The 13,794-nt window shown below is 62.8% G+C and carries 15 protein-coding genes, 1 pseudogene and 1 riboswitch; of the genes and pseudogenes, 6 read left to right on the plus strand and 10 right to left on the minus strand.

The features are described 5' to 3' along the window. Positions 1 to 116 precede the first annotated feature (116 nt). On the plus strand, positions 117 to 1,049 hold the full coding sequence (locus AC245Y_RS13980; RefSeq protein WP_017994600.1) for a LysR family transcriptional regulator: 933 nt from the start codon (positions 117 to 119) through the stop codon (positions 1,047 to 1,049). Here the strand turns inward: AC245Y_RS13980 and AC245Y_RS13985 are convergent. From AC245Y_RS13985 to AC245Y_RS13995, 3 genes are all read right to left on the minus strand, one after another. Next, the gene (locus AC245Y_RS13985; RefSeq protein WP_017994601.1) at positions 1,036 to 2,280 is read right to left on the minus strand and encodes an MFS transporter; all 1,245 of its coding nucleotides are present in this window, start codon (positions 2,278 to 2,280) and stop codon (positions 1,036 to 1,038) included. The two genes, AC245Y_RS13980 and AC245Y_RS13985, sit on opposite strands and share 14 nt — an antisense overlap. Beyond that, the gene (locus AC245Y_RS13990) at positions 2,277 to 2,918 is read right to left on the minus strand and encodes a winged helix-turn-helix domain-containing protein (protein ID WP_017994602.1); all 642 of its coding nucleotides are present in this window, start codon (positions 2,916 to 2,918) and stop codon (positions 2,277 to 2,279) included. Before AC245Y_RS13990 ends, AC245Y_RS13985 begins: the two co-directional genes overlap by 4 nt. Before the next feature lie 73 nt (positions 2,919 to 2,991). Next, complete coding sequence (locus tag AC245Y_RS13995; RefSeq protein WP_017994603.1) at positions 2,992 to 4,095, minus strand: adenylate/guanylate cyclase domain-containing protein; 1,104 nt, start codon at positions 4,093 to 4,095, stop codon at positions 2,992 to 2,994. 283 nt (positions 4,096 to 4,378) lie between these two features. Here AC245Y_RS13995 and AC245Y_RS14000 point away from each other — a divergent pair, with 283 nt between their 5' ends. Then, on the plus strand, positions 4,379 to 4,603 hold the full coding sequence (locus tag AC245Y_RS14000) for a hypothetical protein (protein ID WP_011652655.1): 225 nt from the start codon (positions 4,379 to 4,381) through the stop codon (positions 4,601 to 4,603). Positions 4,604 to 4,718: 115 nt separating this feature from the next. On the opposite strand, the gene AC245Y_RS14005 is transcribed toward AC245Y_RS14000, so the two are convergent. Both AC245Y_RS14005 and AC245Y_RS14010 read right to left on the minus strand, forming a co-directional pair. After that, positions 4,719 to 5,027: a GCG_CRPN prefix-to-repeats domain-containing protein gene (locus tag AC245Y_RS14005; protein ID WP_017994604.1), complete on the minus strand. Its 309-nt coding sequence runs from the start codon at positions 5,025 to 5,027 to the stop codon at positions 4,719 to 4,721. A gap of 185 nt (positions 5,028 to 5,212) precedes the next feature. Continuing rightward, complete coding sequence (locus AC245Y_RS14010; RefSeq protein WP_017994605.1) at positions 5,213 to 5,659, minus strand: SRPBCC family protein; 447 nt, start codon at positions 5,657 to 5,659, stop codon at positions 5,213 to 5,215. Between the two features lie 240 nt (positions 5,660 to 5,899). Next, positions 5,900 to 6,042, plus strand: a riboswitch (FMN riboswitch). Between the two features lie 78 nt (positions 6,043 to 6,120). On the opposite strand from AC245Y_RS14010, the gene AC245Y_RS14015 reads away from it, so the two are divergent. Continuing rightward, the gene (locus AC245Y_RS14015) at positions 6,121 to 6,555 is read left to right on the plus strand and encodes a 6,7-dimethyl-8-ribityllumazine synthase (protein ID WP_017994606.1); all 435 of its coding nucleotides are present in this window, start codon (positions 6,121 to 6,123) and stop codon (positions 6,553 to 6,555) included. 67 nt (positions 6,556 to 6,622) lie between these two features. On the opposite strand, the gene AC245Y_RS14020 is transcribed toward AC245Y_RS14015, so the two are convergent. From AC245Y_RS14020 to AC245Y_RS14035, 4 genes and pseudogenes are all read right to left on the minus strand, one after another. Next, positions 6,623 to 7,393 carry an SDR family oxidoreductase gene (locus AC245Y_RS14020; protein ID WP_017994607.1) on the minus strand — a complete coding sequence of 257 codons (771 nt, stop codon included), beginning with the start codon at positions 7,391 to 7,393 and terminating at the stop codon, positions 6,623 to 6,625. Between the two features lie 65 nt (positions 7,394 to 7,458). Further along, positions 7,459 to 8,304 carry an alpha/beta fold hydrolase gene (locus AC245Y_RS14025; RefSeq protein WP_012758133.1) on the minus strand — a complete coding sequence of 282 codons (846 nt, stop codon included), beginning with the start codon at positions 8,302 to 8,304 and terminating at the stop codon, positions 7,459 to 7,461. A 46-nt stretch (positions 8,305 to 8,350) separates the two neighbouring features. Then, complete coding sequence (locus AC245Y_RS14030; protein WP_017994608.1) at positions 8,351 to 8,950, minus strand: TMEM175 family protein; 600 nt, start codon at positions 8,948 to 8,950, stop codon at positions 8,351 to 8,353. Positions 8,951 to 8,988: 38 nt separating this feature from the next. Further along, positions 8,989 to 9,698 (minus strand): annotated as a pseudogene (locus AC245Y_RS14035) (alpha/beta fold hydrolase). A 162-nt stretch (positions 9,699 to 9,860) separates the two neighbouring features. Between AC245Y_RS14035 and AC245Y_RS14040 the strand changes: the two are divergent. After that, positions 9,861 to 10,481, plus strand: a complete 621-nt coding sequence (locus AC245Y_RS14040) for a CGNR zinc finger domain-containing protein (RefSeq protein WP_012758136.1) — start codon at positions 9,861 to 9,863, stop codon at positions 10,479 to 10,481. Positions 10,482 to 10,668: 187 nt separating this feature from the next. Continuing rightward, complete coding sequence (locus tag AC245Y_RS14045; protein ID WP_017994610.1) at positions 10,669 to 11,358, plus strand: VOC family protein; 690 nt, start codon at positions 10,669 to 10,671, stop codon at positions 11,356 to 11,358. Positions 11,359 to 11,626: 268 nt separating this feature from the next. On the opposite strand, the gene AC245Y_RS14050 is transcribed toward AC245Y_RS14045, so the two are convergent. Next, on the minus strand, positions 11,627 to 12,511 hold the full coding sequence (locus AC245Y_RS14050) for a LysR family transcriptional regulator (RefSeq protein WP_017994611.1): 885 nt from the start codon (positions 12,509 to 12,511) through the stop codon (positions 11,627 to 11,629). 123 nt (positions 12,512 to 12,634) lie between these two features. On the opposite strand from AC245Y_RS14050, the gene ampC reads away from it, so the two are divergent. Then, on the plus strand, positions 12,635 to 13,792 hold the full coding sequence (ampC, locus tag AC245Y_RS14055; RefSeq protein WP_017994612.1) for a class C beta-lactamase: 1,158 nt from the start codon (positions 12,635 to 12,637) through the stop codon (positions 13,790 to 13,792). Positions 13,793 to 13,794: the final 2 nt, after the last annotated feature.

Consider the following 13,794-nt stretch of genomic DNA (forward strand, 5'->3'; position numbering starts at 1 on the left):
GACACAGAAGCGAAGTGCTCGGACCTTACTGCCGTGTTGGACGTTGATGCTCCGAACCTTGAATCGGTCGCATGACTGACCGAGTTATGCCGTAGCCGAACCGCTCGAGTTGCCTGATGCCGCGTACGAACCTGAACGATATCCTGATCTTCATGGCCGTCGTCGATGCCGGAAGCTTTATCGCCGGCGGCCAAGCCCTGGGCCTGTCGCGTTCAGCGGCAGGCAAGGCTGTCATCCGCCTGGAAGACCGGCTCGGCGCGCGTCTGCTCAACCGCACGACGAGAACGTTGAACCTGACCGACGAAGGCCGGATGTTTTACGAGCGCGGGCTGCAGATCCTTGCATTGGTCGACGAGGCGGAGGCGAGCGTTGCGGGGCAGAACAGCACGCCGCGAGGCGTTCTCCGGCTGACCGTTCCCGATGCCTTCGGGCGGCTTGTCGTGCTGCCTTTGCTTGAAAAATATCTTCAGGCCTGGCCCGACATCCAGGTCGAAGTGAGCTTCACCGATCGCCTGGCCGACATCGTCGAGGAAGGCTTCGATCTGGCGATCCGGATCGGCGCGACGGCGACGGACACCCGCCTGGTCTCACGCGTGATCGCCACCTATAAGGCGCGGCTCTGCGCCTCGTCGGCCTACCTTGCCGAGCGCGGCGAGCCCCGCGATATCGACGATCTCGCGGTCCATGACTGCCTGATCTTCGCCGGCCGCAATCAAAGGCAGGGCTGGCGCTTTCGCGGGGAAGGCGGTTCCTGGATCAAGGCGCAGGACCGCAGCCGCTTGAGGCTCGACAGCGCAGAGGCGATCCGCGACGCCGCCCTGGCGGGACTGGGCATCGCGCTGCTTCCCGATTTTCTCGTCGCCGACGATCTCGTCACCGGCCGCCTCCGGCAGATCCTGCCCGACCTCGAAACCGACGACGTAAAGATCGTCACGCTCTATCCCGACAAGCGCCTGCTGGAACCGCGTGTCCGACGCTTCATCGATCTGATGGTCGAGGAGCTTGGAGACCAGAGCGAGGCACGCAACCGCGACGCTAGGTCTGGGTGATAGGCTTGTCGAAGCCGCGGAAGCTCTTCAGCGCCAGGGGAAAGAGGGTTGCGGCGAGATAGGCGAGCCCGGTGAGCGAGAGCGCCGCGGCGAGGCCGATCGTGCTGATCAGGGCGCCGCCGACGAGGCCGCCGAAGGGGATGAGCGCGAAGCAGAGGGCGGCGTTCATCGCAGTGACGCGGCCGGTCAGCGGCTTGGGGATGCGCTCGAAGATCACCGCCGACAGGATCGGATTGAGGAAGCCCGAGGCAAATCCTGCGATTGCCAGGGTGAGGAAGATGATGGGGAGTGACGCATCCAGCGCAATAACGAGAAAGCGCGGAAATCCGGTCAGCAGGAAGGCGACGGTATAAACCATCAGGCGCGGCATCCGCTCGCCGATCGCAGCGGCAATCGCAGCACCCGCGATCGAGGCGCCGGTGAAGGCCGAAAACATCGCCCCCAGCAATTCCGGGCCATGGCCTGAGCTCCGCGTCCAGACGGGCAGCAGCACCGCGTGATAAGCCTGGTCCAGCAGGTTAGTGGTCGCCACCATGATGACAATGCTGACGAGCACCGCGTCGCCGCGCAGAAAGCGCCAGCCTTCCCTGAGATCGCCGAGATAGGAGGACATCCCGCCCGGCCGGGCCTCGGGCATGCAGCGCAGCTCGGGGACGCGCCGCAATCCGGGGATGCCTACTCCCACAATCAGCGCAGCGGCGGCGAAGGTGACGGCATTGACCACCAGCGCTTGGCCCGGGCCGATCAGGCCGATCAGCGCGCCGGCGCCGGCCGCACCCGCCGTCGAGGCCAGCCGCTCGATGGCACCAACGAGGCCTGTCACCCGCTCGAGCGGCACCGCCGCCAATTCGGCAATATCAGGCACCATCGCCTGTTTGGCAGCATCGGATGGACCGCGCAGCACACCCATGGCAAAGACGACAGGCAGCAGCAGCGACATATCAAGCAGGCCGAGCCAATCGAGCAGCGGCACCAGCATCACCACGGCCACCGAGGCGGTGTCGCAGACGACAGCGATGCGTTTCGGGCCGACGCGGTCGATCAGCGGCCCACTGAGCGCCTTGGCGGCGACATAGGGGAGCATCTCCATCATCGCTGTCAGCCCGGTTAAAACGGGGCTGCCCGTCGCGCTCAGCACCAACCAGGGAATAGCGATGGTCGACAGCCGCGTGCCGGAAAGCGAAAGCGTCTCGGCCGCGGCAAGCGCCAGGAATGGCCCACCCTTCCTCATGACCCATCATCTTCCTCGCGATGCGGGAGCCGGCCCGGATAGGGAAAGGCGTGCAGCATGATCGAGAAGGGAACCATATCCGGGGGTGCCAGCTCCCCCAAAGGCGGAGCCACCCGCATCGCTTCGAGAATGGTATCGGTCAACTTGGTCAGGGCTTCGGCCTGTTCCGCCGTCATCGGGATGATGATGTCGCTGGCCGTGCTCGCCTTGCGCCATTCCACCGGCAGCTCGGCATATTCCTCCAGCGCCTGCTGCATCTGGCCGACCTGCAGAGAGAGTATCGCCTGGTTGAAGGCGAGATCGAGATCCAGCGCTTCGCCCTCAACCTCGCTTGCCGGCACCGAGGTGAGCTCGTGGCTGGCACGCCACCAGCGGTCGCGCCGCGAAGCATGCGGCGCTTCCTCGATGAAGCCGTACTGGGCGAGCTGACGCAGGTGATAGCTGGTTGCGCCGCTATTCAGTCCGAGCCGCACTGCCAGCTGCGTCGCCGTGGCGGGTCCATCGACCCTGAGCATGCCGAGCATGCGCAGCCGGACAGGATGCGTCAGCGCCTTCAGCGCGGTGGGATGGGGCACGACGCGGCTGAGGGTGCGGGGTGCGGTGACGGATTGAGCAGGCTGCGGGCGCGGATTTTTCATTCCGGAAGCCTACTATTGCAAAGACATCTTTGCAAAGCTTTCTTTGCGTAAATGCAAGTGCCCTGTCCGCAGCTCAATCCGCAGGCAGGGCGAAGACCGCGCAAGGGTCGGCGATGCCGCGCAAGGTGTGCTCGCCGAGCGGCATCAGCGCCGTCGCCGTATTCGCCGCCACCGCGCCCGAGATCAACACGCTTCGGCCGAGCGGCTTGCACAGCCCTTCCAGCCGGCTGACCAGATTGACGGCGGAGCCGATAGCGGTGAAGTCCAGCCGGTCGGCAGCACCAATATTCCCCCACAGGATCTCGCCGAAGTGCAGTGCTGCGCCGAAGGGCAGCGGCGCTAGCCCCTGCGCCTGGCGAACCTGATCGAGATGGGCCATGCCGGCGCGGCTGGCGGCGACTGCGCGAAGCGCTGCCTCGCAGGCCTCGCGATCCCCTCGGGCGGCGTCGCCCTCGCTCGACGTAGCCGTGACAGGAAAGATCGCCAGCACGCCGTCGCCGATGAACTTCAGCACCTCGCCCCCGAAGGCATGCACGGCGCCTGCGACACGGTCGAACCAGGCGTCCAGTGCTGATATCATCACATGAGGCTCGGTCACTTCGGAGAGCGCGGTGAAGTCGCGCAGATCGGCGCAGAGAAGGGCTGCGCGGATGGTTTCGCCGGTGCCTCGGGCAAGGGCGCCGGCCTGCACCCGAGCGGCGCTGCGCCTGCCGAGATAGGCTTCAAGCAGCGCGGCCCGCGCCTCCCGCGCCGCCAAAGCGGCGAGCGGGGCTACGGAAAAACGCGCGACTTCGCGCAGCAGGCCAGCCTCGGTCGGGCCGAATGCGCTGCCCCCTGCCCCGTTGGCGATACCCGCCCAGCCGAGTATCGGACTATCCTGCGAAGGCCCGATTCTCTCCTCCCATACCGGTCCGAGCCCAGCCAGCCACTCGCGCCCAGCCTCGCTCTGCGGCGCCGCGGCAAAGGCCAAAGCCTCGATGACAGCATCGGTCTCGGCTCGCCACAGCCAGGTGCGCCGCGCGATGATCGGATGCGGCACCGAAAGTGTCAGCGCGCCGCCGGAAATCGGCAGGCCATCGGCCAGCAACCGGCGCCCGAGCTCGGCCAGAAACCGTTCGGGACCAGGCGAGGCCCCGGCCTCGTCAACCAGCCAGGCAAGGGGAGATGGCAGATCCATGGCTTAACATCGCACGCTCGCCGGGACGTCCGCAAGGATATCCCTCGGGGTGACCGCTGGCGGTCATCCCTGGGTGCGACAAGCCGACGTTCGCACGTCCATCAGGACACCCCGCGGGTGTCCGTGAAGACATTCCCATAGACTCAACCTGTCGCCCCAAAGGACGTCCACTCCCCTGTCGAAAACCCTTCGCCGCGGTGGAAAACAAAAAATAAACACTTTAAACTTGCGCGACTTTGATTCCATTATAGGGCCGTTCGTCATCGTGTGATTGAGGGGTACGATGGGCACGATATTCTGGCCGAAAGATCCGCTGGATGGGAATGACATGACGCTGCTGACGTCGATCCTTCGGCGATGGTGCGAAAGGTATCAGGTCGAGCTGACGGCGGAAGAGAGCAGCCGCAAGGCAAAGGAACTCGTCGAATGGTTCGAATTCGGCGTCAAGGATCCCGTCGAGCTCGAGGAATTGATCGACGACAAGCACTGGCTCGTCAGCAGGATCTGACCCTCTCGGGCAGATCGGGAGAACGCTGGCTGTCAGCGTCGGCGACGCTTTTTCATGAGAAAAGGCCGGGCGAAAATCGCTCCGGCCTTCGTCCATTTACATCTGAGCGAGACTTTTAGTCATTATCCCGCCAACGCCGGTCGCGATCCCAGCGCCGCTCATGGCGCCAGCGCGGGCCATCCCAATCGCGGTGACGCCGCTCCCAGCCCCAGCGGGGCGGACCACCGTAGAAAGCTACCGGCGGCGGGCGTCTCCAGCTTCGCCGGCATTCGCCCCAGCGCGTCAGATGCCAGCCGCGACCGCAGGCGTAGTCGACCTTTGTGACACTGCTCTGGACATTGATTGTCCCCATCGGCATTGCCTCCGCGGTACCGATCGAGAGGCTGCCGGCAAGCAAGGCAGCCGCGATAGAAAGTGCCTTCATCGTGAACTCCATTTTCAATCCAGCCGTCCCAACTTTATGGCCGCTAAATTGAACTGGAGATGAACTGCGCGTTCATGTTTGCGGGAGAAAAAGCAGCGCTTCCGTACGGCCGGTTTGAGCGCCCGCCGACCGCTGTTGTCGCTGCGGCAAGCGCTTCAGAGACGCCCCGCGCCCGCAAAAATTGTTCATGTCCGGCCGTAAAAAGCGTCGGGACCCGGATCACGCCCGGCGGCGACTTCTGTCAGGCGCCCGAGGTAATGCGCCCAGCCTTCCGCATGGCCGGCGCATTGATCGGCGCTGGGCAGGCCGCTATGGGTGAGCCGCAGCAGCGTTCCGCTCCCCTGTTCGATCAGGTCGATCTCGACCAGGCTCGACCCCGGCGGCACCACTTCACTGCCATCCCAGCCGAAACTGTAGGCAAGGCGATGAACCGGCACCACCTCGCGAAACGAGCCGCGCGCAAAGCGGGCGCCGGTAACGTTGACGAGATAGAGCCCGCCGGGCTGCGGCTCGACCTGCGCTTCCGTTCCCATCCAGCGCAGGATCTTCTCCGGATCGGTCATCAGCGCGAATACCGCGGCCGGCGGCGCCGCGATATGCGCCTCGCGGTGGACGACGAAAGATTCTGGCATCACTCTCTCCCATGGTTGTCACGGCCCCGCCCAGGCGGAGACAGCGCGTCCTGTCTTGTCGTGCTTCTGACGTGGATGTCCTCACCGAGAGAATGTAGGCGCAGGCTCCTCCTCCGCAAGAGGTATTGCCCGTCGCCATCGACGAACGAGCGGAATCGCCGCTTGGGGAGCCCTGATCCAGCTCCGGCCGCGAAAGCATTTCAACCTATTGCCAGCCCGCCACCTTACCCCTATTGTTCGCGCCGTTCTCAGGGCGGGGTGAAAGTCCCTACCGGCGGTATGCAATTTTGGTTGCGAGCCCGCGAGCGCCTTCTCAGGAAGGGTCAGCAGATCAGGTGAGATGCCTGAGCCGACGGTCATAGTCCGGATGAAAGAGAACGTGCGCTCCTGCCGCCCTTGCGGCTGTCGGGAACGTTCGTGATCGCCTTGGGTGATGTGTCTGTTCGCCAAAGGAGATTGCCGTGACACCCACCCGCTATGCCTTCGTCAAAGCCAGTTGGCACGCCGACATCGTCGACCGCGCCCTTGATGGCTTCCATCAGCTTATTCCGCCCGAGCAGGTCAACGTGTTCGATGTTCCCGGCGCATTCGAGATGCCGCTGCTGTCACGCGATCTTGCTGCAACCGGACGCTATGCCGCTGTCGTTGCCGCCGCCTTCGTCGTCGACGGCGGAATCTACCGCCACGAATTCGTCGCCCAGGCCGTCGTCGATGGCCTGATGCGCGCCGGCATGGATACCGGTGTGCCGGTGCTGTCGGTGTCGCTGACGCCGCATCAGTATCAGGAAACCGAACACCACAAGCAGATCTACCGGGCGCATTTCGTCGAGAAAGGACGCGAGGCAGCAAAGGCGGCTCTGACGATCGGCAAGACCCGCGCTGCTCCCGCCGCGTGAAAGCGGCTCGACGAGCAGAAGAACAACAGGCGATGAAGACGGCGGGGCAATCCCGCCGTCGACCACATCAGATCGACTTCACCTCGCCGCCATCTATGCGTAGCGTCGAGCCGGTCATCCAGCGGGCACCCGGCGACACCAGGAAGGCCATCAGTTCGGCGATTTCCTCCGGCTCGCCGTAGCGGGCAATGCCTGCCTGTTCGGGGAAATGCGCGGTCGCCTCCTCCACGCTCACACCGTGCAACGGTGCCCAGTGCTCGAGATAGGAACGGCGCCGGCCGGTCATGACGGGGCCGGGCAGCACGCTGTTGACCTGGACGCTATCGGCGATGCCGCGATCGGCAAAGGCCTTGGCGAGCGCCACGATCGCCGCATTGATCGTGCCGACCGCCGCATAAGGCGCCTTTGGAAACACCGCCGAATTGCCCGACATCAGGACGACGGAGCCGTTGGTCTCCTTCAGTGCCGGCCAGGCGGCAATCGTCAGGCGCCGCGCACCGTGCAGCTTCAGCGCCAGTCCACCTTCCCACTGCGCGTCGGTCATCTCGAAAAGATCGATCTGCGGCACGGCGCCGGCGATATTGAGCAGCGCATCGATGCGGCCGAAGGCACCGAGCGCCTGATCGACCACGGCCTGCGCCGCCGCCGGCTCAGCAAGGTCGGCGCCGATGACGAGGGCCTGCGCGCCGACCGCCCTCACCGCCTGCGCGGTCTCCTCCAGATTGGCGCGGTTGCGCGCGACCAGCACCAGCGCGGAAAAATCGCGCGCGAGGCGCAGCGCCGTCGCCTGGCCGATGCCCTGGCTGGCGCCGGTGATGATGGCAACTGTATCAGACATGTCGTCTCTCCTGTTGGCTTGGGCGACCGCCCGCCCCTTCCGGCGGGCAGCGCCTGGTTCTGCTCTCAGCGGGCCAGAAAATCGCGGATCGCAGCCGCGATCTCTGCGGCATGCGTTTCCAGCGCGAAGTGGCCGGTGTCGAGGAAGCGGACGACCGCATTGGGATTATCGCGCTTGAACGCCTCGGCGCCGGGCGGCAGGAAGAACGGATCGTTCTTGCCCCACACGGCCAGGAACGGCGGCTTGTGGGTGCGGAAATAATCCTGAAAGGCAGGATAGAGCGCGACATTGCTCTTGTAGTCGCCGAAGAGGTCGAGCTGTATGTCCTCGACGCCGGGCCGCGCCAGATAGAAATTGTCGAGCGAATAGCCGTCGGGCGAAACCGTCGTCGGATCGGCAACCCCATGCGTATATTGCCAGACCGTCGTTTCCGGCTGCAGCATCGCCTTCAGCGCATTGCGGTTCTCCTCGGACGCATCCTCCCAATAGGCCCGGATCGGGTTCCAGCCCTCGCTCAGGCCCTCGACATAGGCGTTGCCGTTCTGCGAGATGATCGCCATGATCCGGTCAGGATGTTTCACGGCCAGCCGGAAGCCGGTCGGCGCGCCGTAGTCGAACACATAGACGGCGTAACGATCGAAGCCGACGACTTCGGTGAAACGATCGATGGTCGTGGCGATCCCGTCGAAAGTGGCGCCGCGTGCCGGCAGGTCGGATCGTCCGAAGCCCGGAAGATCGGGCGCGACGATGTGGAAGCGATCGGAGAGCAGCGGCATCAGGTCGCGGAACATGTGGCCGGCGCTCGGAAAGCCGTGCAGCAGGAGCAGCTTCGGAGCATCCGGCGAACCGGCCTCGCGATAGAAGATGTTGAAGCCGTCGACGTCGGCGGTGCGGTATCTGATGGTGGACATGACAGTCTCCTTTGCTGTGATAACTTGATTGGTATTTCCGGTCTGGTTATTCCGCCTGCCCTTGCTGGCGGCTGTTGAAGATCTCCGGCTGGAGATAGAGAACGAGGGCGCAGCAGATCAGGAAGAAGCCGAGGAGCGGTACGAAGGGAGCAACGAGCCCCGCCACGGCAAAGATCGCCAGGCCGATGAGCGTCCGCCGGCGCGCCAGGCGGCGGGCGGGTTCCGGCATGGCGCCCGCCTCGGCTTGCGCGAATATCTCGCGCTCGAACATCAGATAGGCAGCATTGACCAGCACGAAGACCGCGGCATAGACGGCAACCGGCATCGGCGCGAGGCCGGTCCTCGCCATCCAGGCCGTCGTGAACGGCAGCAGCGACACCAGGAAGAGGTGCACGAAGTTGATCCAGATCAGCCGGGTAGAGGCAAAGCGCACCAGCCGCAGCAGGTGATGATGGTTGATCCAGATGATCGCGATGAACAGGTAGCTCAGCGCATAGCTGACCAGGATCGGCCAGAGCGAAAGCACGGCTGATATGTCGGGAACCTTGGGCGCCTTGAGCTCCAGCACCATGATGGTGATGATCACCGCGATCATGGCGTCTGAAAAGGCGCTCACCCGCTCGGTCGTCATCTTCTCTCCGTGCATCTCGATTTCCTCCTCATCCCTTGTTTTGACAGTTGAATTCAGGCTGCCACCGCGGCGGCCGCCTCCCTGACGATGTCGAGCACGGCGGCAGGCGCCGTAACGATTGGCGTGTGATCGGCGGCGTGTGAGCGCACCCGCGCCTGCATGCGCTCGGCCATGAAGCGCTGATTGTCGGCAACGATCATCCGGTCCTGTTCCGCGATCAGGAACCAGGCCGGACGGTCCTTCCAGAGCGGGCGCGGCACGGGAACAGTGATGCAGGCCGGCGAGATCGGCCGCTGTACGGCGGCAAGCACCGCCTGCTCACCCGCCTCGGCATTCTGCGCGAATGCGGTGCTAAAAGCCTCTTGCGGCAGATAGATCAGGCCATGACTGTCGGGCGCGAGCTTCGGCGCCTTGGGTGCGGCTCGCCGCGATAGAAGATATCGGCGACCGTCTCGCCTTCATCGGGTGCCAGGGCGGCGATATAGACCAGCGCCTTGACCTTCTCGTCCCGGGTCGCAGCGATCACCGCGCCGGCATAGGCATGGCCGACGAGAACCACCGGCCCGGTCACCCGCTCCAGCGTGTGCTCAAGGGCTGCGACATCGTCGCTGAAGGAGGTCAGCGGCAGCGGCACCGCGAACACGCTCAAGCCTTCGGCGGTGAGCGGCAGAATGATTTTTGTCCAGCTCGAACCATCCGCCCATGCGCCGTGGACAAATACGACATTCACACTGTTCGCGAGATTCACATTCTCGGGGGACATCAGCGTTCTCCTTGCTCTGCTAAAGTAACCTATCTGATGTATTTATGACGGTTACTCCCAGAGCGCATAACTTGTCAAGCGCCTTTTAAGAGGTTACATATCACTCATGTCTTCGAGAGACCGCCAGCGGTGCACATCGTGGCGACCGGAACAGGAGTTATGATGGACAACCGCTCACCTGCCCTTTTCGTCGGCGATGCGCTGGGACTGGATTTTTTGAATTCGATCGCCACTCCGGTCGATACGCCAGTCGACTGGATCGATGATGGCAAAGGCCTGCTGCGCTGGCTGGAGCAGGCGGGGCTCGTCCCCCATGCGACGCTGGAGGCAATGCGAGCGCAGGCGCTGCCGGGCGAACTCGACAAGGTCGCAGACCAGGCAAGGAGCCTGCGCGAATGGTTCCGGGATTTCGTCCGCAGCCACAAGGGCCACCCTCTTCCGGCAAATGCCCTGGAGGAGTTGGAGCCGCTGAACCGCCTACTCGAACGTAACGAGGGCTTCAGCCGCATCATCGCAGGACATGCCGATGCCACACTCGCACTTCAACCAATGCGCAAATGGCGCGCGCCCGATGCGCTGCTGCTGCCGGTCGGCGAGGCGCTGGCGCAATTCGTCTGCACCGAGGATTTCTCCACGGTGAAGGCCTGCGAAGGGCCGGCCTGCACGCTGCTCTTCGCCGACCACACCCGAGGCCACCGGCGGCGCTGGTGCAGTATGGCGATGTGCGGCAACCGCGCAAAACAGGCAGCTCACCGGCATCGGCTGAAGGCGGATCATGAGTGACGCGCCGTCTGCGGGATCTTCGCATGGCCAGGCCGGGATCTGCCTTCAACAGGAATGGGCGTGGAATCCGCCAATGCCAGCCAAATTAGACAGAATAATTGATTCGACGGCCTCACAGCGCTGTGGTCCACTGGCCGGTGACATGTATCGCCATTCTTAACGCATCCAAAACGCCAAGGAGCTGAAGATGAGCAATGCCATGCGCAGTGAAACCCCCATTGAGACCCCGAGAACACAGCCCGTCGACACCAAGCTCGAGGTCGTCGTCATCCCTGTTTCCGATGTCGACCGCGCCAAGCGTTTTTACGACGGCCTGGGTTGGCGGCTCGACGCCGACTTCGCCAATGATGCCGATTTCCGTGTGATCCAGTTTACCCCGCCCGGCTCCGGCTGCGCGATCATCTTCGGCAAGAACGTCACCGCCGCGCCACCCGGCTCGGCCCAAGGCCTTTACCTTATCGTCTCCGACGTCGAGGCCGCCCGCCGTGATCTGATCGCCCGCAGCGTCGAGGTGAGCGAAGTGTTCCATGACGCGGCCGGCGTCTATGCCGGCAAGGACGAACCATACCTGTTCGGGCGGCTCCGCATTGCCGGCCGCGATCCCGATCACCGCAGCTATCGCTCCTTTGCCTCCTTCAAGGATCCCGATGGCAACGGCTGGCTGTTCCAGGAAGTCACCACGCGCCTGCCGGGACGCATCGACGCCGACGGGACGACATTCACGACCTCGACCGATCTCGCGTCAGCCATGCGCCGTGCGGCGACCGCGCACGGCGAACACGAGAAGCGAAACGGCGGCAAACACGACGACAACTGGCCGGACTGGTACGCCGAATACATGGTCAGCGAACAGGCCGGCAAGCAGCTACCTCTATAGGCGGTGACATCCTCTGAGAAGTAAGGGAACTTCGGTATGGCGCGCGCCATACCGAAACGCTTTATCGTGTCTTCGCCACCAATCTCACCGGTCTCCTTGCCGACGTCAGGATGTCCCCCACCCTCTCGCTGTTGCAGTCAACCGATTATCCCGTCGGCTATATCGGCCCGGACGTCGGATATGAGTCCGCCTCGCGCATTGCGGCTTCGCGCCGGCCCCATCCGCGGGGCGCAGACCGAAGTCGGATATTGGGGTGCGCCGGAAGCCTTCATTGAGATGCGGGAGACTTCTGCGACGTTATCCAATCGGAAAATGCAAGCATGGCTGCTGTTGGCGGCCTCGATTGCAGCCGGGTAAGCCAATAGCTCCCCAATGATATGGTCGTCGGAAAAGGTTGTCTAACAGCCCCCGAGGATAGATGTCTGGAAAACATCGACGGCGGTGCCAGAGCGATCCCCAGTCCTTGCAGGGCCGCTTCCATCATGGCGAGGGAAGAGTCGAAAACGATACCGGCGTTTATCTGTGCCGCCGGAGGGACGTCCGCTGCGGTAAACCACGTGCTCCACTCGTCCGCCCTATAGCTCCGCAAAAGCGTCGCCTCGACCAGATCTGCAGGCGACTTTAAACGCTCGGCCAATTTGGGTGTGCACAGAGGAGAGAGCGGAGCGTCGAACAGACGCAGCGCCTCTGTGCCGTGCCAGGAGCCGCTGCCGAAGCGAATGGCAAAGTCCAGTCCCTCGGCCGCCATATCGACGCGATTATTGTTAGTCGAAACGCGCACATCAATGAACGGATGCTGCTGTTGAAAATCCGAAAGCCTTGGCAACAGCCAGCCGACGGCAAACGTCCCGACCACGCCCAGGAACAGCAATTCCCGAACCTGCCCGGCTTCAATCCGGTCCAGCATGATCGCCATCTGATCGAAGGAATTGGTCAAGGTCGGCAAAAGAGCTTCGCCTTCTGCGGTGATTTTCAAGCCCCTCGGGAGACGCTGAAAAAGGGCAGCCCCCAATCGCTTCTCCAGGCTTTTGACCTGCTGGCTGACAGCGGCCTGGGTAACACAAAGCTCGATCGCGGCGCGGGTGAAGCTGAGATGTCTCGCCGATGCTTCGAAGGCCCTCAAGCCATTTAAGGGGAGGAATTGCCGAACCATCTTAGCCCTAGATTTTCTTGGATCTCCTCCGAGATATCATCATTTGCTGCCGCAAAACAGTGCCATTAAATGCCGTCCTCATGCGCCTTTGCGCTGATGAAAAGCTGCCTGCGGAGGATGAAAATGAATCGTAATTGGATAAAAATTCTATCGGCCGCATTGGTCTCGACATGCATTTCCACAAGTGGCCTTGCGGCTGACGCGCTGAAACTGAAAGCCATCTCGGACGCCGCGATAAGACCAATCATGGATAAATACGGCATTCCGGGCATGGCCGTTGCCATCGCCGTTGACGGGCAGAACCACATCTTCAACTACGGCGTCGAGTCGAAGGACACGAACAGGCCCGTCAGCCCGGCGACCATGTTCGAACTGGGATCGATCAGCAAAACCTTTACAGTCACCCTCACCTCCTACGCAGACGTGACCGGCCGACTTTCGCTGTCGGACAAGGCAAACAAATATCTGCCGGCGATGAAGGGAAGGCCGTTCGGCGATGTCGTCCTGACGGATTTGGGCACCCATACGGCTGGTGGATTTCCGCTTCAAGTTCCCGATGAAGTCAAAACCGAGAAGCAACTGATGGAGTATCTCGCAACCTGGAAACCCTCATATGCCGCCGGAACGCACCGGACATACGCCAATCCAAGCATCGGGATGCTTGGATATATAACGGCGAAAAGCATGAATGACGGCTTCGTCGCTTTGATGGAAGGCAAATTGTTTCCCTCCCTTGGATTGAAAAGCACGTTTATTGATGTGCCGAAATCGCGGATGGCGAATTATGCCCAAGGCTACAAGCGGAACGGCGAGCCTGCCCGGATGACACCTGCCATTCTTTCGTCCGAGGCCTATGGCGTGAAATCCACAGCAAGCGACATGATCCGGTTCATCGACGCGAACATGGGACTGGTCGAACTGGGCGATAAGCTCCAGCAGGCGATCAATAACACGCATAGGGGATACTTCGATGTCGGCGCGATGACCCAAGACCTTATTTGGGAGCAGTATTCCTATCCGGCGACGCTGACGACGTTGTTGGACAACAATTCCAGCGCGATGCTGAAGACCATTCCCGTCAAGCAACTGACGCCCGCAATGGAACCGCGCGAGGATGTCTGGATCAATAAAACCGGCTCAACGAATGGTTTCGGCGCATATGTCGCGTTCATCCCGAAGGAGCGGCTCGGCATCGTCATTCTGGCCAACAAAAACTATCCCAACGAGGATCGCGTCTCTGCCGCTTACCGGATACTGACTGATATAACGTCGGCGCGCTGACC

It is taken from the genome of Rhizobium sp. SRDI943, assembly GCF_057653695.1.

Bases quoted from the DNA above. Each gene is read 5' to 3' on its own strand.
- AC245Y_RS13980 (WP_017994600.1), top strand. From the start codon at position 117: ATGCCGCGTACGAACCTGAACGATATCCTGATCTTCATGGCCGTCGTC.
- AC245Y_RS13985 (WP_017994601.1), bottom strand. From the start codon at position 2,280: ATGAGGAAGGGTGGGCCATTCCTGGCGCTTGCCGCGGCCGAGACGCTT.
- AC245Y_RS13990 (WP_017994602.1), bottom strand. From the start codon at position 2,918: ATGAAAAATCCGCGCCCGCAGCCTGCTCAATCCGTCACCGCACCCCGC.
- AC245Y_RS13995 (WP_017994603.1), bottom strand. From the start codon at position 4,095: ATGGATCTGCCATCTCCCCTTGCCTGGCTGGTTGACGAGGCCGGGGCC.
- AC245Y_RS14000 (WP_011652655.1), top strand. From the start codon at position 4,379: ATGGGCACGATATTCTGGCCGAAAGATCCGCTGGATGGGAATGACATG.
- AC245Y_RS14005 (WP_017994604.1), bottom strand. From the start codon at position 5,027: ATGAAGGCACTTTCTATCGCGGCTGCCTTGCTTGCCGGCAGCCTCTCG.
- AC245Y_RS14010 (WP_017994605.1), bottom strand. From the start codon at position 5,659: ATGCCAGAATCTTTCGTCGTCCACCGCGAGGCGCATATCGCGGCGCCG.
- AC245Y_RS14020 (WP_017994607.1), bottom strand. From the start codon at position 7,393: ATGTCTGATACAGTTGCCATCATCACCGGCGCCAGCCAGGGCATCGGC.
- AC245Y_RS14025 (WP_012758133.1), bottom strand. From the start codon at position 8,304: ATGTCCACCATCAGATACCGCACCGCCGACGTCGACGGCTTCAACATC.
- AC245Y_RS14030 (WP_017994608.1), bottom strand. From the start codon at position 8,950: ATGCACGGAGAGAAGATGACGACCGAGCGGGTGAGCGCCTTTTCAGAC.
- AC245Y_RS14040 (WP_012758136.1), top strand. From the start codon at position 9,861: ATGGACAACCGCTCACCTGCCCTTTTCGTCGGCGATGCGCTGGGACTG.
- AC245Y_RS14045 (WP_017994610.1), top strand. From the start codon at position 10,669: ATGAGCAATGCCATGCGCAGTGAAACCCCCATTGAGACCCCGAGAACA.
- AC245Y_RS14050 (WP_017994611.1), bottom strand. From the start codon at position 12,511: ATGGTTCGGCAATTCCTCCCCTTAAATGGCTTGAGGGCCTTCGAAGCA.
- ampC (WP_017994612.1), top strand. From the start codon at position 12,635: ATGAATCGTAATTGGATAAAAATTCTATCGGCCGCATTGGTCTCGACA.